The organism is Sphingomonas sp. LT1P40 (assembly GCF_036663835.1).
Classification (GTDB): Bacteria; Pseudomonadota; Alphaproteobacteria; order Sphingomonadales; family Sphingomonadaceae; genus Sphingomonas.
In genome coordinates, this window is the sequence record NZ_JAXOJT010000001.1 from 1,307,830 (window position 1) to 1,329,069 (window position 21,240).

Annotated in this window: 22 protein-coding genes; 11 read left to right on the forward strand and 11 right to left on the reverse strand. The window is 64.3% G+C overall.

Going from position 1 to position 21,240, the window contains the following annotated elements; translation table 11 throughout:
* Window positions 1–22: 22 nt before the first annotated feature.
* Window positions 23–775, reverse strand: coding sequence for an alpha/beta fold hydrolase (locus U1702_RS06340; RefSeq protein ID WP_332723052.1), 753 nt, complete (start codon window positions 773–775; stop codon window positions 23–25).
* Window positions 776–903: 128 nt separating this feature from the next.
* On the opposite strand from U1702_RS06340, the gene U1702_RS06345 reads away from it, so the two are divergent.
* Genes U1702_RS06345 through U1702_RS06355 form a run of 3 tightly spaced genes read left to right on the forward strand, consistent with a single transcriptional unit; the run spans window position 904 to window position 3,985 of the window.
* Complete coding sequence (locus U1702_RS06345; protein ID WP_332723054.1) at window positions 904–1,347, forward strand: MarR family winged helix-turn-helix transcriptional regulator; 444 nt, start codon at window positions 904–906, stop codon at window positions 1,345–1,347.
* The gene (locus U1702_RS06350) at window positions 1,340–2,398 is read left to right on the forward strand and encodes an HlyD family secretion protein (protein ID WP_332723056.1); all 1,059 of its coding nucleotides are present in this window, start codon (window positions 1,340–1,342) and stop codon (window positions 2,396–2,398) included. The genes U1702_RS06345 and U1702_RS06350 overlap by 8 nt, the downstream gene beginning before the upstream one ends.
* Entirely contained in the window at window positions 2,399–3,985 is a 1,587-nt protein-coding gene (locus U1702_RS06355; RefSeq protein WP_332723058.1) for a DHA2 family efflux MFS transporter permease subunit, read from the forward strand. It abuts the gene before it with no gap.
* Window positions 3,986–3,987: 2 nt separating this feature from the next.
* On the opposite strand, the gene U1702_RS06360 is transcribed toward U1702_RS06355, so the two are convergent.
* Window positions 3,988–4,452 (reverse strand): hypothetical protein, encoded by a 465-nt coding sequence (locus U1702_RS06360; RefSeq protein WP_332723060.1) that lies wholly within the window; start codon window positions 4,450–4,452, stop codon window positions 3,988–3,990.
* A gap of 46 nt (window positions 4,453–4,498) precedes the next feature.
* Window positions 4,499–5,524 (reverse strand): aspartate-semialdehyde dehydrogenase, encoded by a 1,026-nt coding sequence (locus U1702_RS06365; RefSeq protein WP_332723062.1) that lies wholly within the window; start codon window positions 5,522–5,524, stop codon window positions 4,499–4,501.
* A 387-nt stretch (window positions 5,525–5,911) separates the two neighbouring features.
* Here U1702_RS06365 and U1702_RS06370 point away from each other — a divergent pair, with 387 nt between their 5' ends.
* The 8 genes from U1702_RS06370 (at window position 5,912) to U1702_RS06405 (ending at window position 13,550) form a co-directional block, all read left to right on the forward strand.
* Window positions 5,912–6,841: an alpha/beta hydrolase gene (locus U1702_RS06370; protein WP_443026830.1), complete on the forward strand. Its 930-nt coding sequence runs from the start codon at window positions 5,912–5,914 to the stop codon at window positions 6,839–6,841.
* A complete protein-coding gene (locus U1702_RS06375) occupies window positions 6,838–7,344 on the forward strand; it encodes an RNA pyrophosphohydrolase (protein WP_332723064.1) in 507 nt (168 codons plus the stop codon). Before U1702_RS06370 ends, U1702_RS06375 begins: the two co-directional genes overlap by 4 nt.
* Window positions 7,345–7,376: 32 nt before the next feature.
* A complete protein-coding gene (locus U1702_RS06380) occupies window positions 7,377–8,300 on the forward strand; it encodes a DUF481 domain-containing protein (protein WP_332723066.1) in 924 nt (307 codons plus the stop codon).
* Window positions 8,301–8,459: 159 nt separating this feature from the next.
* Window positions 8,460–9,665, forward strand: coding sequence for a hydrolase (locus tag U1702_RS06385; RefSeq protein ID WP_332723068.1), 1,206 nt, complete (start codon window positions 8,460–8,462; stop codon window positions 9,663–9,665).
* Entirely contained in the window at window positions 9,662–10,672 is a 1,011-nt protein-coding gene (locus U1702_RS06390) for an arginine N-succinyltransferase (RefSeq protein WP_332723070.1), read from the forward strand. The genes U1702_RS06385 and U1702_RS06390 overlap by 4 nt, the downstream gene beginning before the upstream one ends.
* A complete protein-coding gene (locus tag U1702_RS06395; RefSeq protein WP_332723072.1) occupies window positions 10,659–11,915 on the forward strand; it encodes an N-succinylarginine dihydrolase in 1,257 nt (418 codons plus the stop codon). Before U1702_RS06390 ends, U1702_RS06395 begins: the two co-directional genes overlap by 14 nt.
* Window positions 11,916–11,979: 64 nt before the next feature.
* Window positions 11,980–12,195 (forward strand): beta/alpha barrel domain-containing protein, encoded by a 216-nt coding sequence (locus U1702_RS06400; RefSeq protein ID WP_332723073.1) that lies wholly within the window; start codon window positions 11,980–11,982, stop codon window positions 12,193–12,195.
* Between the two features lie 47 nt (window positions 12,196–12,242).
* Complete coding sequence (locus U1702_RS06405) at window positions 12,243–13,550, forward strand: ATP-binding protein (RefSeq protein ID WP_332723075.1); 1,308 nt, start codon at window positions 12,243–12,245, stop codon at window positions 13,548–13,550.
* 2 nt (window positions 13,551–13,552) lie between these two features.
* Here U1702_RS06405 and U1702_RS06410 read toward each other — a convergent pair whose 3' ends face one another.
* Genes U1702_RS06410 through mce form a run of 8 tightly spaced genes read right to left on the reverse strand, consistent with a single transcriptional unit; the run spans window position 13,553 to window position 21,115 of the window.
* The gene (locus U1702_RS06410) at window positions 13,553–14,038 is read right to left on the reverse strand and encodes an FKBP-type peptidyl-prolyl cis-trans isomerase (RefSeq protein ID WP_332723076.1); all 486 of its coding nucleotides are present in this window, start codon (window positions 14,036–14,038) and stop codon (window positions 13,553–13,555) included.
* Window positions 14,035–16,053 (reverse strand): ATP-binding protein, encoded by a 2,019-nt coding sequence (locus U1702_RS06415; RefSeq protein WP_332723078.1) that lies wholly within the window; start codon window positions 16,051–16,053, stop codon window positions 14,035–14,037. The genes U1702_RS06410 and U1702_RS06415 overlap by 4 nt, the downstream gene beginning before the upstream one ends.
* On the reverse strand, window positions 16,053–16,433 hold the full coding sequence (locus tag U1702_RS06420; protein WP_332723080.1) for a hypothetical protein: 381 nt from the start codon (window positions 16,431–16,433) through the stop codon (window positions 16,053–16,055). Before U1702_RS06420 ends, U1702_RS06415 begins: the two co-directional genes overlap by 1 nt.
* On the reverse strand, window positions 16,430–17,425 hold the full coding sequence (bioB, locus tag U1702_RS06425) for a biotin synthase BioB (protein WP_332723082.1): 996 nt from the start codon (window positions 17,423–17,425) through the stop codon (window positions 16,430–16,432). The genes U1702_RS06420 and bioB overlap by 4 nt, the downstream gene beginning before the upstream one ends.
* Window positions 17,422–17,775, reverse strand: a complete 354-nt coding sequence (locus tag U1702_RS06430; RefSeq protein WP_332723084.1) for a hypothetical protein — start codon at window positions 17,773–17,775, stop codon at window positions 17,422–17,424. Before U1702_RS06430 ends, bioB begins: the two co-directional genes overlap by 4 nt.
* On the reverse strand, window positions 17,772–19,907 hold the full coding sequence (scpA, locus tag U1702_RS06435; RefSeq protein WP_332723086.1) for a methylmalonyl-CoA mutase: 2,136 nt from the start codon (window positions 19,905–19,907) through the stop codon (window positions 17,772–17,774). Before scpA ends, U1702_RS06430 begins: the two co-directional genes overlap by 4 nt.
* Window positions 19,904–20,692 (reverse strand): enoyl-CoA hydratase-related protein, encoded by a 789-nt coding sequence (locus U1702_RS06440; RefSeq protein ID WP_332723088.1) that lies wholly within the window; start codon window positions 20,690–20,692, stop codon window positions 19,904–19,906. Before U1702_RS06440 ends, scpA begins: the two co-directional genes overlap by 4 nt.
* Before the next feature lie 3 nt (window positions 20,693–20,695).
* Window positions 20,696–21,115 carry a methylmalonyl-CoA epimerase gene (mce, locus tag U1702_RS06445; protein ID WP_332723090.1) on the reverse strand — a complete coding sequence of 140 codons (420 nt, stop codon included), beginning with the start codon at window positions 21,113–21,115 and terminating at the stop codon, window positions 20,696–20,698.
* Between the last annotated feature and the right edge of the window lie 125 nt (window positions 21,116–21,240).

Here is a 21,240-nt window from a genome sequence, read left to right on the forward strand (position 1 = left end):
TTGCGCCCCCGACCCCGGCGGGTCAACCCGCGAGGAAGTCGGCGATGGCCGCGCCGAACGCCGATTTCGTCACCGCGCTCATATGATTGCCCGGTATTTCCGCCAGCGTCGCATTGGGGAGCAAGTCGGCCAGCGCGGCGTGCGACCCGTTATCGTCATCGTCCACCCCGGCCAGTACCAGCACCGGCTGCGCAATCGCCGCAATCTCTTCACGCGTCGTATCGACGAACGTGTCCAGAACGCCCAGCAACGCCGCCGGATCGCCCCCGGTCGTTTTCAAGAACGCCTCCGCCATCCACGCGCCGCTGCCGCGCTCATGCGAGCCCAAATTGGTCAGCACGTGCCGGAAATAGCTGGCCCGCTTGCCGGTATCGATCAGCCCCTCCAGTCCCATGCCCGAAAGAACCACCCGTCGCGGTGCCGTGATGTTACCCCGCGCGAGCGCCCGCACCGTCGTCCTGGCACCCAGCGAATAACCACCCAGATCGTAATCGCTTAACGCCATGTGCGCGATCAGCGCTTCCGCATCCATCGCCAGCGCATCGGGCGGATAGGCGGCGGCATCGTGCGGCTTCGCGCTGTCGCCGTGCGCGCGCAGGTCGGGCATGATGACCCGAAACCCCTTCGCCGCGACAGCCGCCGCCGCGCCATATTTGATCCAGTTGGTGTCGGCGTCGGAGAAATAGCCGTGGATTAGCACCACCGCCCGTCCCTCACCCATTTCACGCCAGGCGATCGTCTCGCCGTCGAAGCTTTCGAATGTCTGTGTCTGCATGGCCGGACAGATGCCGGACAATTACCCGCGATGAAACCCCGACCGATTGCAACGGGCGCAATCGCTGCGTTGCACAATGCAACCAATGAGTATGGTATTATATAAGCATGCTTATTATATTGCTGCCCATGAACGAGTCGCTGGGTTTTGTCATGGCCGATGTCGCGCGCTTGATGCGCCGCGATTTCGATGCCCGCGCGCGCGCGATCGGGGTCACCAACGCGCAATGGCGTACGCTCAAGACGCTGGCCCGGAATGAGGGCAGCAATCAGGGCGCGCTTGCCGAGATGCTGGAGGTCGAGCCGATCACGCTCGCGCGCATGCTCGACCGGCTGGAGGAAGCGGGGCTGATCGAACGCCGCCGCGATCCCGCCGACCGCCGTGCCTGGCGCATCCATCTGACTCCGGCCGCCGAACCTTTGATCGGACAGCTTCACACTATCACCGATGCGCTGATCGCCAATGCGCTGACGGGCGTGTCGGAAACCGATCAGGCGCGCCTGCGCCGCACGCTCGAACATATCCGCACCAACCTTTCCCCCGACGACACCAAAGAGGCCGCAAATGGCTGACGCAGACCCCCGCATCGACGCCGGACAGGCCATCGAACTCGCGCCCGCACCGCGCCAGCGCCGCTGGCTGCGCCCGCTGCTGATGTTCGGCGTACCAATCCTGCTGATCGCGCTCGCGGGCGCATGGTGGGCCTCTTCCGGCGGCACCGTTTCCACCGACAATGCCTATGTCTCGCAGGACAAGGTTTCGGTCGCCAGCGACGTAGCCGGGCGCATCGTCGAGGTGTCGGTAAAGGAAAATCAGGCGGTCAAGGCCGGCGACCTGCTGTTCCGCATCGACCCCGAACCTTATCGCATCGCCGTGGCACAGGCCGACGCGGCCATCGCCAATGCCCAGGTTCAGGTGACCACGCTTCAGGCGGGCTATGCCGCAACCGGCGCCGATATCCAGGCGGCACGCGACACCATCTCCTCGGCGCAACAGGACTATGCCCGGCAACAGGCGCTGATGGACCGGGGCTTCACAACGCGCGCCCGCTTCGAGCAAGCTCAGCACTCAGTCGAGCAGGCCCGCGCAACCTATCAACGCGCCGTCGCCGACGCGAATGAGGCGCGCTCGAAACTTTCCACCGGCGCCGCCGTCCCGGGCATCAACCCAGCCATCGCCGCCGCGCGTGCGCAACGGCAAAAGGCGATGCTCGAACTGTCCCGCACCGAACGCCGCGCTCCCGTCGAGGGTGTGGTCAGTCAGGCCGACCGGCTTCAGATCGGCCAGATGATGATGTCCGGCCTTCCCGCCGTCACTATCGTCCGCGCAGGCGGATCGTGGATCGAGGCGAATTTCAAGGAAACCGACCTCAACAAGATGCGCGTCGGCCAACCGGCGGAGGTGCGCTTTGACGCCTATCCCGGCCTGAAGCTGAAGGGGCATGTCGCCTCGATCGGAGCCGGTACCGGGAGCGAATTCGCGGTGCTCCCGGCCCAGAATGCCAACGGCAACTGGGTCAAGGTGACGCAACGCGTGCCCGTCCGCATTGCTATCGACGAAGCCAGCCCGCGCCAGTTGATCGCCGGCCTGTCCGCCGAAGTCACGGTCACGACCGGCAAGTAAGTGGCCACCGCCGCCGCCTCGCCCCCAGCGCCGCCCGCTCCGCCGCCGCCAGCGGCGGACGGTGCCGCGCTGCCTGTGACCAACAAGGGTCTGCTTACCATCGGCGTGATGCTCGCCACGCTGATGCAGATCCTCGACACCACCATCGCCAATGTCGCGCTGCCGCACATGCAGACCGCGCTCGGCGCGACGGCGGACACCGTCACCTGGGTGCTGACCAGCTATATCGTCGCCTCGGCCATCGCTATTCCGATCACCGGCTGGGTGTCTGACCGCATCGGCTCGCGCAATTTGTTCGTCTGGTCGGTGGTCGGGTTCATCGCGGCTTCGGCGCTGTGCGGCATGGCGCAGAATCTGGAGGAAATGGTCGCCTTTCGCATCCTCCAGGGCGTCGCCGCCGCCTTCATGAACCCGCTTAGCCAGACCGTGATGCTCGACATCAACGCGCCAAAAAATCAGCCAAAGGCGATGGCGATCTGGGGCATGGGCATCATGGTCGGCCCGATTCTGGGGCCGGTGCTGGGCGGGTTCCTGACCGAGAATTTCAACTGGCGCTGGGTATTCTACGTCAATCTGCCGCTTGGCGTGATCTGTCTCGGCCTGCTGTGGTGGCTGCTCCCCAGCCGCCCGATCCGCAAGCGCACCTTCGATGTCCTCGGCTTCTCGCTGCTCGCCATCGGCATCGCCGCGCTTCAGCTGATGCTCGATCGCGGACAGGGCGAGGACTGGTTCGGCTCGCCCGAAATCTTGATCGAGGCGCTGGTCGCGGCGATCGCGCTGTGGATGTTCGCGGTTCACATGGCGACGGCCAAAAACCCGATGTTTGAGCGCGCCCTGTGGAAAAACCGCAACCTCGTCACGGCGCTCGCCTTCATGCTGGTGGTCGGCGTGGTGATGATGGCGACGATGGCGCTGCTCCCGCCAATGCTTCAGACGCTGTTCGGCTATCCGGTGGTCGATACCGGCCTGTTGCTCATGCCGCGCGGCGTCGGCGTTCTCATCACGATGGCGCTCTCCGCCCAGCTGGTTCAGCGCGGCGTGGACCCGCGTATCGTCGTTGCCACCGGCTTCGCCCTTGCCGCGCTGTCGCTGTACGAGATGACGACTTGGACGCTCGAAATGGGGTCGAGCAGCTTCATCATGTCGGGTTTCATCCAGGGTCTTGGCATGGGCCTCATCTTCATGCCGCTCAACGGTATGGCCTTTGCCACCCTGGCCCCGCAACAAAGGACCGAAGGCGCCAGCCTGCTCAACCTGTCACGCAACATCGGCGCGTCGGTCGGCATCTCGCTGGTCACGACCGTCCTTGCGCGCAGCACCCAGACCAGCCACGCCGATCTCGCCCAGCATATCACCGCCGAAAAGATGCAGACGTTCGATCCCGGCCTGCTCGCCAATCTCGGCGGTTCCACCGATGTGGTGCTGGCGATGGCCAATGCGGAAGTCACGCGGCAAGCGGCGATGATCGCCTATCTCAACGATTTCAAGGCAATGATGATCGTCACCGCACTATCGATCCCGCTGGTGCTGTTCCTGAAGAAGCCAAAGGGTTCGGTCGAGCAAGATCCGGCGGCGGCGGGGCATTAGGATCAGTCTTCGGCGCGATTTTTCAGCGATTGAATTTCAAGAGACGCTGCCAAAGCCGCCACGCCACGTACTGGGAAGGGGCTCTCGACCCACTGGTCGTAATAACCATCGTGACCATGCCGGGCCTCCAGCTCCTTGGCCCCACTGAGAACCGCGCTTGCAAATTCGTCGGCGTGATCGAGTTCGGCGACCCACAATTCGTCCCAAGCAAACGGCATGGGGTCGCCGTAGTCCGATTGAGAGGAATCAACCCGCAGGAAAACGCGCCGCGCCTCGACGCCCCAATCATACTCTTGAATGCATGACAAACGGAGACGCCCCGGCTCAAGATTGAAGACTGCCTCACCACACATCTGCCCAAGGGAGACGGCTACAGCGGCCGCCACCACATCATCCAGAACCGCACTCAGATAGCTTAGGCCCGAGAGATGATAAGTGGTGTCACCGCGAGCGAGGTGGATATCCATCCACCCCGATCCGGTAAGTTCGAACGCCACCTTCAACGACAAGTCGTCAACCCTTCTTCAAATGCCGCCGCCCGAGCAATTCCGCGATCTGCACCGCGTTCAGCGCCGCACCCTTGCGGAGGTTGTCGCTGACGCACCAGAACGCCAAGCCATTCTCGACCGTCGAGTCATCGCGCACCCGGCTGACGAACGTCGCATAATCGCCGACGCACTCGACCGGGGTGATGTACCCGCCATCCTCGCGCTTATCGATCAGCATGATCCCCGGCGCCTCGCGCAGGATGTTCTGCGCGTCCTCCGCCGACAGTTCATTCTCCATCTCGATATGCACCGCTTCCGAATGCCCGACGAACACCGGCACGCGCACGCAGGTCGCGATCACCTTGATCTTCGGATCGAGGATCTTCTTGGTCTCGACCACCATCTTCCACTCTTCCTTGGTCGATCCGTCGTCCAGGAAGCTGTCGATGTGCGGGATCACGTTGAACGCGATCTGCTTGGTGAACTTCTTCACGGTCGCCGGATCGCCGACAAAGATGTTGCGCGACTGCTCGAACAGCTCGTCCATTCCTTCCTTGCCCGCGCCCGAGACGGACTGATAGGTCGCGACCACCACGCGTTTCACCTTGGCGGCGTCGTGCAGCGGCTTCAGCGCCACCACCAGCTGCGCGGTCGAGCAGTTCGGATTGGCGATGATGTTACGCGCCTTATACCCGTCGATCGCCTCCGGGTTCACCTCGGGCACGATCAGCGGCACGTCCGGGTCCATCCGATAGAGCGAGGAATTGTCTATCACCGTGCAGCCGGCCTTGGCAAAGCGCGGCGCATGCACTGCGGTCGCCTCGCTGCCGATTGCGAACAGCGCCATGTCCCAGCCGGTAGGGTCGAAATTGTCGATATTCTGAACCTTGAACTGTTTCCCGGTCTCGCCGAAATCGACCATCAGCCCCTGGCTGCGCGATGAGGCAACGACCGCCAGCTCGTCGATCGGGAATTCCCGCTCCGCGAGAATGTTCAGCATTTCGCGCCCGACATTGCCCGTGGCACCTGCGACGACGACCCGGTAACCCATGAAAGTCCCTTTCAAGTAACTCGTTCCGCCAACGTTCGGCGGCGAGATAGTGGTTCTGCGATGAAAAGAGTAGCGGGAAGCTGATTGGCTTCACCCAAATGTTCGCGGCATGTGCCCGTGCCACGCGACCGGCCTTTAGCGGCGGGTCACGGTCCGGGCGATGATAATGGGCCGTTTTCGGAACATGATCGCGCCCCTAGCATCGGAATTGCGTGCGGCACACCGAAAAACTTCTTTCATTACCGCGAAGCTGAGGTTCTTGCCCACGTCGGACGGTGGACGGGTGCGCAATCGCTCGCCTAAGACGGTGGAAACATTCAGGAGACGATCGCCTTGGCCAATCCTGCCGCCCCCTATGTCCGCCCCGACGTGCGTGCGCTGCTCGATATGATCGCCGCCATGCCGCAACCCGAATGGCCGCCCCAGCTCGCCGCCTATCGCGCGCAATATGGCGCGATGAGGGACATGCTCGACCTGCCGCTGGGCGAGCTCGGCGCAGTCCGCGACTTTGAAATCCCCGGCCCCTCCGGCCCCATCCCCGCCCGCCTGTTCGACACGCGCCAATCGCGCGAGCCGGGTCCGGTGGTCGTGTTCTTCCATGGCGGCGGCTTCGTCATCGGCAATATCGACACGCACGCGTCATTCACCGCCGAAATGAGCCGCGCGCTCGACCTGCCCGTCGTTTCGGTCGATTACCGCCTCGCCCCCGAACACCCGTGGCCCGCCGCGTCCGACGATTGTGAGGCCGTCGCGCGCTGGGTCGCGTCGAACCCGTCCGAACTCGGCCGGGTCGCCACCTCGATCGCACTGGCAGGCGACAGCGCGGGGGGTCAGATCGCCGCCGTCGCAGCTGTCGACCTGCGCGACAATCCCGCCGCCGTGCCGGTCGTCGCGCAATTGCTGATCTACCCCGCCGCCGATCTCGGCACGCAACATCCGTCGTTAGATGCGTTCGGCGAAGGCTATATCCTGACCGCAAAGGGTATGGACTGGTTCGCCGAATGCTACGCAGCCGATACCGCGCATCGTCGCACCTCACCCATGCTTAACGACACGCTCGAAGGGCTGCCCCCCGCCGTGATCGTAACCGCCAGCCTTGACCCGATTCGCGATCAGGGCCGCGCCTATGCCGGCGCGCTTATCGCTGCTGGCGTGCCGGTCATCTTTCGGGAGGCGGTCGGCACCGTCCACGGCTTCGTCACCATGCGTCGTGCTATCCCTTCGTCACAGGGCGACGTCGCCGGCATGCTCGCCGTGTTCAAGGACCTGATCGTCGAGGCCGAAGCCACCCGCGTCATGGCGCAAGCTGCGGCATGAGCCAGTTCAGCCACCTCCCCTATCGCCCGTGCGCGGGCATTATGCTGCTCAACGGTGAGGGCCAGATCTTCGTCGGCCAGCGCCTCGATTCGACGCTTGAGGCATGGCAGATGCCGCAAGGCGGGATCGATCCCGGCGAAGACCCGCTTGAAGCCGCGTACCGGGAGCTCTGGGAGGAAACCGGCGTCGGACGCGCCGATGTCGAACTGCTCGCCGCGCCCGACGAGGAACTCGAATATGATCTGCCCGACGATCTGGTCGGCAAGGTGTGGAAGGGCAAATGGCGAGGCCAGCGGCAACGCTGGTTCCTGTTCCGCCTGACCGCCACCGATGACGCGATCGACATCGCCACCGCCGAACCGGAATTCCGCGCATGGCGCTGGCTCGACCCCGCCGATCTTCCGGACGTTATCGTGCCGTTCAAGCGCGACCTCTATGCCCGCCTCCTCGAAATCTTCGCCGAACCGCTCGGCTTGCGTGGCGAACGGTCCGGCGCGAACTAGATTTCGCCGCATTGCGGCATTAACAGGACGATATGCGCCGGATGCCCCTCTTCCTCGCCCCCCTGCTGCTCGCCCCCCTGCTTCTCGCCAACACGGGATTGCAGGACCAGCCAGCGTCGGTGGAGAACTCCACCCCGGTTCAGGCGATGCTCGACGCCGCGATGAAGGCGGGCGACGAGAGCGCGGTCAACGCGATCGTCAAATATGCCAAGGCGGCGGACAAGGCGCGCGCCGCCGAGTTCGAGAAGCTGGCGAACAGCTGGAAAACCGAACGCCGCGAGGCGGCCGAGCGCCGTTTGCGTGAGGCTGCATTCCTCGATCTGGTTAAGGGCCGCGCCGAACTGGGCGGCTATGTCACCACCGGCAATTCCGAAACCGTCGGTTTGACCGGCGTGCTCGACATGCGGCGAGAGGCGCTGCGCTGGCGGCACAAGTTGAAGCTTCAGGCCGATTATCAGGAAAGCCTGGGGCAGACCGTCCGCGAACGCTACCTCGCCGCCTACGAACCCAATTTCAAGGTCGACGACCGTGCCTATGTTTATGGCGCGGCGCAGTTCGAGAGCGACCGCTTCCTCGGCTTCGATGAGCGCTATTCGCTTTCCGCCGGTGCCGGCTACACCGCCGTCAAGACACCCAGCCTGAAGATCGATCTCGAACTCGGCCCCGCCTTCCGCCACACCGCCTTTACCGACGACAGCATCGAAAGCCAGCTCGCCGCGCGCGGCAAGCTTGATCTGGACTGGAAACTTAGCAAGGGCGTTACCTTCAGCCAGGACGCCTCCGCCTATATGCAGGATGCGAACAGCACGATCACCGGCATGACCGCGCTGCGCGTGCGCCTGTTCGGCCCAATCTCGACGCAGATGTCCTATGCGGTGAATTACGAAAGCATGCCCCCCGTCGGCCGCACGACCACCGACACCACCAGCCGCGCCTCGCTGCTGATCGATTTCTAACTCCCTGTCCCCCTTAGTAGAGGAGGGAGGCGCGTAGCGCCGGAAGGGTGAGGGCAGCCGCCCTCTCAAAGCGCTTCGTCTGTCGCGCAACCGGTATCGATCGATACTTTCTTGCCGCCGGGGGTTCACCCGCCCCTTACAAGCCGATACACCCCGCTTATGGGGCTCACCGCAATCGAAACCGCTGCTGTCGAACATGCCCGTTCGGCGCCCATGCTGGGGCAAGTCGAAGCATGGGTCGCGGTTAACAGCGGCACGCGCAACTTGTCCGGTCTAACCACAATGGCGGGGCTGCTCTCCGACGCTTTCGCTGCCCTTCCCGGCGACCTCGACCTGATCGACCCTGCCCCGGTCGATGCCGTGGACACCGGCGGCAACGTCCAGCCCATCGCGCATGGCCAGCACCTCCATCTGCGCGTGCGCCCCGACGCACCGGTCCAGATGCTCTTCACCGGCCATATGGACACGGTCTTTCCCGCCGATCACGCCTTCCAGACCGCGACCTGGCTCCCCGATGGCCGCCTCAACGCCCCTGGAGCCGCAGACATGAAGGGCGGCATCGCCGTCATGCTCGCCGCGCTGAAAGCCGTCGAAGCCAGCCCCGCCGCCGCCCGCTTCGGCTATGAAGTCGTCATCAACTCCGACGAGGAAACCGGCTCCTTCGCCTCCGCCGCACTCATCGCCCGCGCCGCGCAGGGCAAGGTCGCCGCCCTCACCTACGAACCCGCCCTTCCCGACGGGACGCTGGCCGGGGCACGCGGCGGCACCGGCAATTTCTCGATAACCGTGCGGGGTCGTGCCGCCCATGCCGGGCGCAATCCGGAGGATGGCCGCAACGCCATCGTCGCCGCCGCCGATCTGGCCCTGCGCCTGAACGCCGCAAAGGGCGCCGACCTCGCCGTGAACCCGGCGCGGATCGAGGGTGGCGGTCCCAACAATGTTGTCCCCAACCTCGCCATCCTGCGCGTCAATTTCCGCCCGCAATCGCCTGAAGCGATTGTCCGCGCTGCCGCCGCCGTGGATACTGCAGCTGTCGAAATCGCCGCGCTTCACGACGTCCACATCCACGTCCACGGCGGCTTCAACCGCCCGCCCAAACCGCTCGACCCCGGGGCCGAACGCCTGTTCCACTTGGTCAAGCAAGCCGGTGCCGACCTCGACATCCCCGTCGCCTGGAAAGCAACCGGTGGCGTCTGCGACGGCAACAACATCGCCGCGTGCGGCGTCCCCGTCGTCGACACGATGGGCGTGCGCGGCGGCGCGATCCACAGCGCCGACGAATTCATGATCCCGGAAAGCCTGCCCGAACGCGCCGCGCTGTCCGCCCTCACCATCCTGCGCATCATCGAACGGGGCCACCCATGACCTTCATCATCCGCCCCGCCCGTGAGGACGACCTTCAACCGCTTTATGAGATGGCCAAGCTCACCGGCGGTGGCTTCACCAACCTGCCGCCCGAAAAGCCCGCGCTGAAGGCCAAGATCGAACGCAGCGCCACCGCCTTCGCGCGCACCGAAGACGTCGTGAAGGACGAACTCTTCGTCCTCGTCCTCGAAAATCTCGAAACCGGCGATGTGCGCGGCACCTGCCAGATCTTCACCCAGGTCGGCCAGCGCTGGCCTTTTTACAGCTATCGCCTCGGCACCGAGACCAAGCATAGCGAAGCACTAAACCGCACTTTCCGCGCCGAAATCCTCAGCCTGGTCAACGATCTCGAAGGATGCAGCGAAGTCGGCGGCCTGTTCCTCCACCCCGGCGAACGCGCCGGTGGCCTCGGCATGCTGCTCGCCCGCAGCCGTTATCTGTTCATCGCCATGCACCGCGCCCGCTTTGCCGATCGCGTGCTGGCCGAACTGCGCGGCGTGATCGACGAAGCCGCCGGGTCGCCCTTCTGGGACGGCGTGGCGGGCCGTTTCTTCGGCATGAGCTTTCAGGAAGCGGATGAATTCAATGCCATCCACGGTAACCAGTTCATCGCCGATCTGATGCCCAAACACCCGATCTACACCGCGATGCTCACCGACCATTCGCGCAGCGTCATTGGCCTCCCCCACCCCTCCGGCCGCGCTGCGATGCGGATGCTCGAGAATGAGGGGTTCGCCTACGAGAAATATGTCGACATCTTCGACGGCGGACCCACGATGACCGCGCGCACCGATCAGGTCGTCACCGTCCGCGATTCAAAGACCGAGAAGGTCACAGTCGTCGCTGAAGGCGGTGCCCCCGCCATTGCCGCTTGCGGCACCCTCAACGATTTCCGCGCTTGTCACGCCCGCATCGGCCCCACCAATAGCGGCGTGGCGATCGATGCCAAGGCCGCCACTGCGCTCGGCATCGAAGCAGGGCAGGAAATCCGCCATGCCCCGCGTTGAAATCAACTTCGACGGCATCATCGGGCCCAGCCACAATTACGCCGGCCTCAGCCCCGGCAACCTCGCCGCCGCGCGCAACAGCGGCGCCGTGTCGCAACCCCGCGCCGCCGCGCTTCAGGGCATCGCCAAGATGCGCGCAAACCTCGCGCTCGGCCTGACGCAGGGCATCCTCCTCCCCCACGCCCGCCCCGATCATCGCTGGCTGGAAACCCTCGCCACCACCTACGCCGACGCCGCCCCGCATCTTCAAGGGCAGGCGATGTCCGCCTCCGCCATGTGGGCCGCCAACGCCGCCACCGTCTCGCCCGCCCCCGACACCGCCGATGGCCGCTGCCACCTGACCGTCGCCAACCTCGTCACCATGCCACACCGCAGCCACGAATGGCCCGAAACGCTGGCGCAACTCCGCCTCGCCTTCGCCGATGACGCCTTTCGCGTCCACGGCCCGATCCCCGCCCCGTTCGGCGACGAGGGTGCCGCGAACCACATGCGCCTTGCTGCCAGCCACGATGCGCCCGGCGTCGAGATCTTCGTCTATGGCGTCTCCGGCGGCCCCTTCCCCGCACGCCAGCACCGTGAAGCCAGCGAAGCCGTCGCCCGCCGCCACGGCCTCGATCCCGCCCGCACGCTGTTCGTCCAGCAGTCCGAACAAGCCATCGCCGCCGGTGCCTTCCACAACGACGTCGTCGCCGTCGCCAACGGCAATGTCCTGTTCGCGCACGAACTGGCTTTTGCATACAAGGACCGCTTCTACGCCGACCTCCGCCGCATCATGCCCGAAGTCGAAATCGTCGAAGTCCCCGCCGCACAGGTCAGCCTCGCCGACGCCATCTCCTCCTACCTCTTCAACGCACAGCTGGTCACGCTCCCCTCCGCCGAGACCGCGCTGATCCTCCCCACCGAAGCCCGCGACACGCCCAGCGTCTGGCGCTGGCTACAGGCCCACGTTGCCGGCAACGGCCCGATCCGGCATCTCGAAGTCGTCGATGTCCGCCAGTCGATGGCCAATGGCGGCGGCCCCGCCTGCCTGCGCCTGCGCGTCGTCGCCGACCCCGCCACCATCGACCCGCGCTTTCTGGTGGATGACGCGAAGCTCGACCAGATTGCCCAAATTATCGCCACCCACTGGCCCGAAACCATCGCCCAGGACCAGATCGGCGACCCGGCGCTCATTGCCCAGATAGAAGCCGCCCGCACCGCGCTGCTCATGGGGCTCGGCACTGTCGAGTTAATTGACAGGTAACCAAACCTCTTAAGGCGAAACCACGGCTTTCCGGGATTGGCCTGTCTCTTGCGTAACGGCTGCCATGATGTCACGCATCGCACGCCTCTTCACGATCAAGACTCGGTTCGAGGCGTTCATGGTGATTTACGCGCTGGGGATGGGCGCGGTGGATCGCGGCATGCATTACTTGGAACAATATCCGGGCGTCAGCGGCTGGATCCTGTTCGCGGCCTGTCCGGTCGCAGTGTTCATGGCGGGCGCGCGGATTCTCGATTCGCTCGACGCCGGGTTGGAGTAACAACACGAACAGTCCTTCGGGGGAAGGCGAGCGCGGGGGAAATCGAAGTGCGGTTGTTTCGGGGAATGTTCACCGCGCTGGCGGCACAGGCACTGCTCGTGGTGGCGGTCCCCGGCGGGCTGTTCCTGTGGAATGTCGAGCACACCAGCCAATGGCTGATCGCCAACCGCGATGCCGAACACCTTTCAAGCTTCGTCGCGCTGGCCGGTGAGGCAACGGAGAACGGCAAACCGTTCGACCGCATCGTCGCCGAACTGGACAAGCGCGATCCGACGATCCTCGGCGGACGCATCACCATTATAGGCCCCGACGGGCGCGTCGCCGCCGGTCCCGCCACCACCGCCTTCACGCTCGAAAAGCCGATCGTCGCGAACGGCCGCAAGGTCGCCACCGCTCACATCATTGACCGTCCGCGCCGCACCGACATCGACCGCGCCATGCTTCGCAATCACTACATCGCCATTGGGGCGGTGATGCTCGGCATATTCCTCCTTCTCCTGCTCGCCGCCTACTGGATGGCCAGCCGCTGGTCGCGCCCGCAACGCGAGTTGCTGCGCATCAGTCAGGAGGTGATGGAGGGTGCCAGCGACGTCGAGTTCGACGAGACCGGCCCGCGCGAAACCGTTGCCACCGGCCGCAATCTGCGCCGCATCGCCAGCCGTTTCGACCGCATCGAGACCGCCCGCCGCACCTGGCTGGTGATGATCGCCGAGGAACTGCGCGAGCCCGTGCAGGCGCTCGGTCAGCGGCTCGCGTCACTCCACGAACGCCTGGCCGAAGAACCCGAAATCCGCGTCGCGCTGGAGGCCGATCAGCTTCGCCTGTCGCAAATGGCCGACGACCTCCACGCCGTCGCGCTCGCCGATCTCGGCCGCCTCCCCGTGCGTTTCGCCGATGTCGATCCACGCGCGCTGATCCACAACGCGCTGTGGAGCCACAGTGCGCGCGCCAAGACAGCCGGCATCACCATCGAAGCCAGCAACCTGCCCCCCTACACCATCCTGGTGAAGTGGGACGGCGAGCGGATCGAACAGCTTTTCGGCGCGCTGATCGAAAACAGCCTGCGCTACGTGCCGCCCGGCGGACGCATCGTCCTCGGCCTCGAAGCCCAGCGCGACGCATGGCGCCTGATCATCGACGACAACGCCCCCGGCGTGGATATCGATCTGGCGCAACAGCTGTTCGAGCCCTTTTACCGCGCCAACGCCACAGAAACCGCAGGCGGCTCAGGGCTCAGCCTCGCCACGGCGCGCGCGATTGTCGAGGGGCATCACGGCCGGATCGAGGCGAGCAACTCCCCGATCGGCGGCCTGCGCATCACCGTCATATTGCCGGCAGCACCGCCGACCGCCTGAACTCATTTGATACCAAGCAACTCGATCTTGAACAGCAACGTCGCGCCGCCGGGGATCGGGCCTTTACCCTCGGGGCCATAAGCCTGCATCGCCGGGATCGCGACTTCGATCGTGTCGCCCACACCCATCTCCGGTACGGCGACCTGCCACCCCTTGATCAGCCGACCCAGCGGGAACGTTGCCGGTTCGCCGCGGTCATAGGAGCTGTCGAACGGCGTGCCGTCGATCAACGTCCCGGCATAATGCAGCGACACCGTGTCCTCGACCGTCGGGTGCTTGCCCGACCCGTCGCCCGCAATGCGCCGCCAGCGTATATTGCCCGGCAACCCGCGCCAGCCATCCGCCGCCTTCAACTGCGCGATCGCCAGCTCCTGCCGGTTATACCACGCCGCATCCTGCGACCGCTCGGGTGCCTGTTGTGCCATGACCGCCATTCCCACCATTGCGCCACTCGCGGCAACCGCCATCCACATCGCCTTGCGCATCATGCCTGTTCAAACTCCAGAATCGCGGCATCCACCGCCAGGCTCTCGCCCGCGCTGAAATTCACCGCCTTCACCACGCCCGCCTTTTCGGCGCGCAATATATTCTCCATCTTCATCGCCTCGACCACCGCCAGCGGCTGCCCCGCCTCCACCCGGTCACCCGCCGCAACTTCCACCCGCGCCAACAGGCCCGGCATCGGCGCAAGCAGGAACCGGCTCATGTCCGGCGGCACCTTCTCGATCATGTGCCGGGCCAGCTCTGCAATGCGCGGACGATAGACCGCAACCTTGTGCGAGGCACCGCGCGTCGTCAGCGTCCAGCCACCCCGCGTCCGCGCGACCCGTACCGCCAGCGTGTCGTCGCCCGATGTGGCCACCGCCAGCCGATCACCGGGCGACCATTCGACATCACCCTCGACGATCTCGCCGTCGATCAGCGCGCCGTCATTGCCCAGCGTCACTTCATGCTCGATGCCGCCGACCTTTACCGTCCAGTCGCACGGCGTCGGCGGCAACGCCCCCAGCTGCCCGGAAATCAGCGATGCCCGCTCCGCCTGACGCCAGCTCAGCGTCGCCGCCACCGCCGCCAATTGCCGTTGAAGCGGCGCATCGGCCGGCGCACCCTCGAACCCGTCGGGATATTCCTCGGCAATGAACCCGGTCGTCAGCGCACCGTCCCGAAACCGCTGATGCTGCATCAGCGCGGAGAGGAAATCGATATTATGGCCCAGCCCGTTGATCTCGAACGCATCCAGCGCCGCGACCTGAAGGTCCGCCGCTTCGTCGCGCGTCGGTGCCCAGGTGATCAGCTTGGCGATCATCGGGTCATAGAACATGCTGACCTCGCCGCCCTCCTTCACCCCGTCATCGACACGGACATAGCCCGCACCGCCAACCGCGCCATAAGGCGTGCCCTGTGCATCCGGCGTGCGATAGCGCACCAACCGCCCCGTGCTCGGCAGGAACCCGCGATACGGATCCTCGGCATAAACCCGGTTCTCGATCGCCCAGCCGGTCAGCGTCACGTCATCCTGCGTAAACGGCAGCGCCTCGCCCGCCGCCACCCGGATCATCTGCTCGACCAGATCGACGCCGGTAATCGCCTCGGTCACCGGATGCTCGACCTGAAGCCGCGTATTCATTTCCAGGAAGTAGAACCCGTCCCCGGTCTTGTCCGCGCCGGACACGATCAGCTCGACCGTCCCCGCCGAATAATAACCCACCGCCCGCGACAGCGCGACCGCCTGCTCGCCCATTTTCCGACGCATTTCCGGCGTCACGAAGGGCGATGGCGCTTCCTCGACCACCTTCTGGTGCCGCCGCTGGATCGAACATTCGCGCTCGCCCAGATAGACGATGTTGCCATGTTGATCGCCGATGATCTGGATTTCGATGTGCCGGGGCGACTCAATGAACTTCTCGATGAACACGCGATCGTCGCCGAACGACGCCAGCCCCTCGCGCTTCGTCGCCTCGAACCCTTCGCGCACGTCCTTCTCGTCGAACGCCAGCCGCATCCCCTTGCCGCCACCGCCCGCCGACGCCTTCATCATCACCGGATAGCCGATCTCGGCCGAAATCCGCACGGCATGCTCGGTATCGTCAATCACCCCGACGAACCCCGGCACGACATTGACCCCCGCCGCCTTGGCCAGCTTCTTCGACTCGATCTTGTCGCCCATCGCCGCAATCGCATTGGTCGGCGGCCCGACAAACGCGATCCCCGCCTCCGCACACGCCTTCGCAAAGCTCTCCCGCTCCGACAGAAACCCGTAACCCGGATGAATCGCATCCGCGCCAACTGCCTTGGCAGCGGCCAAGATCAGCTCCGCCTTCAAATAGCTCTCGGCCGCAGGCGCCGGCCCTAGCCGCACCGACTCGTCCGCCATCAAAACATGCGGCGCGCGCGCATCGGCGTCGGAATAGACCGCGACCGTCGCGATCCCCATTCGCTTGGCCGTCCGAAACACGCGACACGCAATCTCGCCACGATTGGCGACCAGGATTTTCTTGAACATCAGTTTGGCTTCTTCGTCCCAAGGAGTTCGAGTTCAGGCAAAGTGGCCACCGTATCCTCTCCAGCGAGATTACGAAGTCCAACGATCTTCGTGCCATCGGGCGCTAGTTCAGCTTGAATAAGGATCATGGGGTGCCTCTTCCCCTCCTCATCGGACCACCAAACATACTGAGGTATGGTGATTGGCACAGTGCCGCTGCTTTTCCCGTTCATCGAGAAAACGGCGTTCCCCTGCTTGGCATCATCAACGGTCGCAGGCCTGTCAGCGATGAAACCTGATGTTGGAAGATCAGGCCAATTTACCTTCTCGCTGGCAAGGGCTGGCGCAGCAAACAGTCCCAAAGCTGCTGATAATTTTCCAAAGAGTTTCGCGCGCCTCACTCCGCCGCCTCCAGCTCAGCCTTCACCTCGGCCTGCATCGGCACAATCCCCAACCGCGCAAACAAAGCCGCATCCCGATCATCCCCCGCATTGCCCGTGGTCAGCAGCTTGTCCCCGGTGAAGATCGAGTTCGCCCCCGCCATGAAGCACAACGCCTGCGTCTCATCGCTCATGCTCTCGCGCCCGGCGCTCAGCCGCACCATGCTCTCCGGCATCGTGATCCGCGCCACCGCCACCGTCCGCACGAACTCGATGGCATCGATCTTCGCCAGCGGCGTGTCGGCCAGCATATCGCCCAGCACCGTTCCCTTGACCGGCACCAGTGCGTTCACCGGCACGCTCTCCGGATGCCGCGGCAGGGTGCTAAGCGCATGGATGAACCCCACGCGATCCGCCCGCGTCTCACCCATGCCGACGATCCCGCCGCAACACACGTTGATCCCGGCATCGCGGACATGCTCCAGCGTATCGAGCCGGTCCTCGAACGTCCGCGTCGTGATGACCTCGCCATATTTCTCCGGCGCGGTGTCGATATTGTGGTTGTAGTAATCAAGGCCCGCATCGGCGAGCACCGCCGCCTGTTTCTCCGTCAGCATGCCCAATGTCATGCAAGTTTCCATGCCCATCCCGCGCACGCCCTGCACCATCTGCACGATCGCGGGCATATCGCGGTCCTTGGGGTTGCGCCACGCCGCGCCCATGCAGAAGCGTGACGATCCATTGTCTTTCGCCTGCGCCGCCGCCTGCAACACCGCGCGCACGTCCATCAGCTTGGTCGCCTTCAGCCCGGTCTCGGCGCTGACCGATTGGTTGCAATAGCCGCAATCCTCCGGACACCCGCCGGTCTTGATGCTCAGCAACGTCGAAAGCTGAACCTCGTTCGCTGCATGGTTCGCGCGATGCACCGTCGCCGCCTGAAACAGCAATTCGGTGAACGGCAGGTCGAACAGCGCGGCGATTTCCTCGCGGGTCCAGTCAGTCCTTAGCGTCACTTCAAAACCCCGATCCAGTTTGTGAGAAACCCGCCAACCCCCATGCCAAGGAACAGCATGGCACCCTGGCTGCACAGCCATGCGGTACGCGGCACCTGCTGATCCCGCTGACGGGCGCGCAAGATGGAAGCGGTACAGCTGAGTGCACACAGGCCGGACAACGCCAGCAGGACGATCAGCAGTGCCACGATGTTAACCGGGATTTTCTGCCCCTGCGGCGACTGCGCGATCGACAGGATACCGCCCAAACCAAGCAGGGCGAGCGACAGCAAGTGCTTCGAATAATCGTAGAGCAGCATGTCCTTGTCGAACCCCGACTCAGGACCGGCAACAGCGCCCTCTTCGTTCACTCTGCGGCTTCCTCTTCCGGCGGCATGTTGTGACCCAACAGCGTCAGCACTTCCCCGGCCGCCTTCACCAGATTGGTGCCGGGACCAAAGATCGCCTGCACCCCGGCGTCACGCAGTATCTGATAATCCTGCGCGGGGATCACGCCACCCGCAATCACCTTGATGTCCGCGCGTCCCGCATCGCGCAGATGCCCGATCAGTTGCGGGATCAGCGTCTTGTGGCCGGCCGCCAGACTGGATGCCCCGACGATATCGACATCTTCGGCCACGGCCAGCTCGGCAACTTCCTGTGGCGTTTGAAACAACGGGCCGGCCACGATCTGAAAGCCAAGGTCGCCAAATGCCGACGATACCAGATTGGCCCCGCGATCATGCCCGTCCTGCCCCATCTTGGCGACCAGCATGCGCGGTTTGCGGCCCAGCCGACGTTCGGTCGAGGCAACCCCGTCCTTCAACCGCGCCCATCGCGCATCATCGTCATAGGCACCGCCATAGATGCCCTTCACCGGCGTCGGCACCGTCCCATGCCGCCCGAACACATCCTCCATCGCCAGGCTGATCTCGCCCAGCGTCGCGCGATGCCGCGCACATTCGACCGCGAGTGCCAGCAGGTTGCCGTCGCCTCTTGCACCTTCGCGCAGCGCATCCAGCGACGCGCGACAGGCGACATCGTCGCGATCGGACTTAACTTGTTCAATTCGCCGAATCTGGGCTTCCCGCACCGCGACGTTATCGACATCCAGAATGTCGATCGAATCCTCGCTGTCCTTGCGGTATTTATTGACCCCGACGATCACCTGCTCGCCGCGATCCACCCGCGCCGCCTGCGCTGCCGCCGCTTCCTCGATCATCGACTTCGGCCAGCCCGCCGCGACCGCCTTGGCCATGCCCCCGTCAGCCTCGACCCGCTCGATGATTTCCCATGCTTTATCAACCAGTTCAGCGGTCAATGCTTCCACGTAGTATGAACCACCCAGCGGATCGACGACCTTGGTCATCCCCGTTTCTTCCTGGATTACGATCTGCGTATTTCGCGCAATGCGGGCAGAAAAATCCGTAGGCAATGCAATGGCTTCGTCGAGGGCATTGGTATGCAAGCTCTGCGTCCCGCCCAGCATCGCCGCCATCGCCTCGATCGTCGTGCGCATCACATTGTTGTACGGATCCTGCTCCGTCAGCGAGACCCCGGACGTCTGGCAATGCGTCCGCAACATCTTCGACCGCTCATCCTGCGCCCCCAGCCGCGTCATCACCCGATGCCACAACACACGCGCCGCTCGCAGCTTGGCGATCTCCATGAAAAAGTTCATGCCAATCGCAAAGAAGAAGCTAAGACGCCCTGCGAACTTGTCGATATCAAGCCCTGAATTCACACCGTATTTTACATACTCCATGCCGTCGGCGATGGTGAAGGCCAGCTCCTGAACCTGCGTCGCCCCGGCCTCCTGCATATGATAGCCGGAGATCGAAATGCTGTTGAACTTCGGCATTTCGCGCGACGTATAGCCAAAGATGTCGGAGATGATCCGCATCGACGGTTCGGGCGGATAGATGTAGGTATTGCGGACCATGAACTCCTTCAGAATGTCGTTCTGAATGGTTCCGTCGAGCAACTTGCGATCGACCCCCTGCTCCTCACCCGCGACGATGAAGAACGCCAAAATCGGGATCACCGCGCCGTTCATCGTCATGGAGACCGACATCTGGTCGAGCGGAATCCCGTCGAACAGGATCTTCATGTCTTCGACACTGTCGATCGCCACACCCGCCTTGCCGACATCGCCCGTCACGCGCAGATGATCGCTGTCATAGCCCCGGTGCGTCGCCAGATCGAACGCGACCGACAACCCCTTCTGCCCCGCCGCCAGATTGCGGCGATAGAATGCGTTGGACTCCTCGGCGGTCGAAAACCCCGCATATTGCCGCACCGTCCATGGCCGCCCGGCATACATCGACGCCCGCACGCCGCGCGTGAACGGCGCGAACCCGGGCAATCCCGGGTCTGTTGTCACATCCTCGGCGGTGTAAAGCGGCTTGACCGCAATCCCTTCCGGCGTCTGCCAGGTCAGGTCGCGGCCCTTCACTTCCTTGTCGGCAAGGGCTTTCCAGTCGTTGACGGTCGGCTCGGTCACTTGCCCTTGAACTCCGGCGCACGCTTGCCGAGAAACGCCATCACGCCCTCGCGGAAATCCTCGCTGCGCCCGGCAATCCGCTGGTGTGCAGCCTCAACGCTCAGCGTTTCGGACAAAGTGGACGTCAGCGCCGCCTTGATCTGCGCTCGGATCAGCCCCAGCGCAATCGTCGGCTTCGCGGCCAGCTTCGCCGCCAGCGCCTGTGCCGTCTCCAGCAACGCGTCGTCCTCGACCACGCGCGCGACCAGCCCCGCGTCCAGCGCATTGTCGGCCGACATCTTCTCGCCCAACAACGCCATCTCCAGCGCCTTGGCCCGCCCCGCCGACTTGGCGACCAGCCAGGTCGCGCCGCAATCGGGCACCAGCCCGATATTGCTGAACGCCAGCAACAGATAGGCCGACTTCGCCATCACCACGATGTCGCCGCCCAGCGCGATGCCAACGCCTGCGCCCGCGGCGGGACCGTTGATCGCCGTCACCACAGGGATCGGCAGTTTCGACAGCGTCTCCGCCAGCGGGTTATAATGATATTCTAGGTTATCGGCGGGATCGATGCTCGTGCTGCCATCGCCGGACGCTCGCCCGGCCAGTTCCGCACCCGAACAAAACCCGCGCCCCTCACCCGTCAGCAGCACCGCCCGCGCACCCTCATTCACCGCCCGCAGCAACGACGCCCGGATCAGGTCGAGCATGTCCAGCGTCACGGCATTCAACCGATCGGGCCGATTGAGCCGAAGCGTCGCAACGCCATTCTCAAGCGAATAGAGGACCGTGTCGTCGCTCAATGCTCATCTCCCACAGCGGGGGGTTTCCATAATCTCGGTCAGAACCCCGCCCATGTCGCGCGGATGGACGAAGAAGATCAGCGTCCCATGCGCCCCGACCCGCGGCTCACCCAGCACGCGCGCGCCCTTGCCCTCGAACCACGCCTTCGCCTCGTGGATATCCGGCACTTCGTAGCAGACATGATGCTGCCCGCCCGCCGGGTTCTTCGCCAGAAACCCATGGATCGGTGAGTCATCGCCCAACGGCTCGATCAGTTCGATTTGCGTGTTCGGGGTATCGACGAAGCACACTTTCACCCCCTGTGCGGGCAGGTCGAACGGCATATGCACCGTCTCCGCCCCCATCACGTCGCGCCAATAGACGATCGACGCTTCGATCGAGGGCGTCGCGACGCCGATATGGTTTAGGCGACCGAGTTTCATTGCATCAATCCCAAATACCGGAGGACAATCATCATCGGCGTCACGGCCGATAACAACGTCAGCCAAACCAAGCTCCACCGGATTATTCCATGCCCGACTGGATCCTTCAAACGATCCGCTTTCAT

Excerpts from the sequence above, each read along its gene's own strand:
- mce (WP_332723090.1), bottom strand. The coding sequence starts at position 21,115 with ATGAAACTCGGTCGCCTAAACCATATCGGCGTCGCGACGCCCTCGATC.
- U1702_RS06390 (WP_332723070.1), top strand. The coding sequence starts at position 9,662 with ATGACCTTCATCATCCGCCCCGCCCGTGAGGACGACCTTCAACCGCTT.
- U1702_RS06400 (WP_332723073.1), top strand. The coding sequence starts at position 11,980 with ATGATGTCACGCATCGCACGCCTCTTCACGATCAAGACTCGGTTCGAG.
- U1702_RS06365 (WP_332723062.1), bottom strand. The coding sequence starts at position 5,524 with ATGGGTTACCGGGTCGTCGTCGCAGGTGCCACGGGCAATGTCGGGCGC.
- U1702_RS06385 (WP_332723068.1), top strand. The coding sequence starts at position 8,460 with ATGGGGCTCACCGCAATCGAAACCGCTGCTGTCGAACATGCCCGTTCG.
- U1702_RS06395 (WP_332723072.1), top strand. The coding sequence starts at position 10,659 with ATGCCCCGCGTTGAAATCAACTTCGACGGCATCATCGGGCCCAGCCAC.
- U1702_RS06410 (WP_332723076.1), bottom strand. The coding sequence starts at position 14,038 with ATGATGCGCAAGGCGATGTGGATGGCGGTTGCCGCGAGTGGCGCAATG.
- U1702_RS06380 (WP_332723066.1), top strand. The coding sequence starts at position 7,377 with ATGCGCCGGATGCCCCTCTTCCTCGCCCCCCTGCTGCTCGCCCCCCTG.
- U1702_RS06375 (WP_332723064.1), top strand. The coding sequence starts at position 6,838 with ATGAGCCAGTTCAGCCACCTCCCCTATCGCCCGTGCGCGGGCATTATG.
- U1702_RS06360 (WP_332723060.1), bottom strand. The coding sequence starts at position 4,452 with ATGGATATCCACCTCGCTCGCGGTGACACCACTTATCATCTCTCGGGC.
- U1702_RS06370 (WP_443026830.1), top strand. The coding sequence starts at position 5,912 with ATGATCGCCGCCATGCCGCAACCCGAATGGCCGCCCCAGCTCGCCGCC.
- U1702_RS06345 (WP_332723054.1), top strand. The coding sequence starts at position 904 with ATGAACGAGTCGCTGGGTTTTGTCATGGCCGATGTCGCGCGCTTGATG.
- U1702_RS06415 (WP_332723078.1), bottom strand. The coding sequence starts at position 16,053 with ATGTTCAAGAAAATCCTGGTCGCCAATCGTGGCGAGATTGCGTGTCGC.
- U1702_RS06350 (WP_332723056.1), top strand. The coding sequence starts at position 1,340 with ATGGCTGACGCAGACCCCCGCATCGACGCCGGACAGGCCATCGAACTC.
- U1702_RS06340 (WP_332723052.1), bottom strand. The coding sequence starts at position 775 with ATGCAGACACAGACATTCGAAAGCTTCGACGGCGAGACGATCGCCTGG.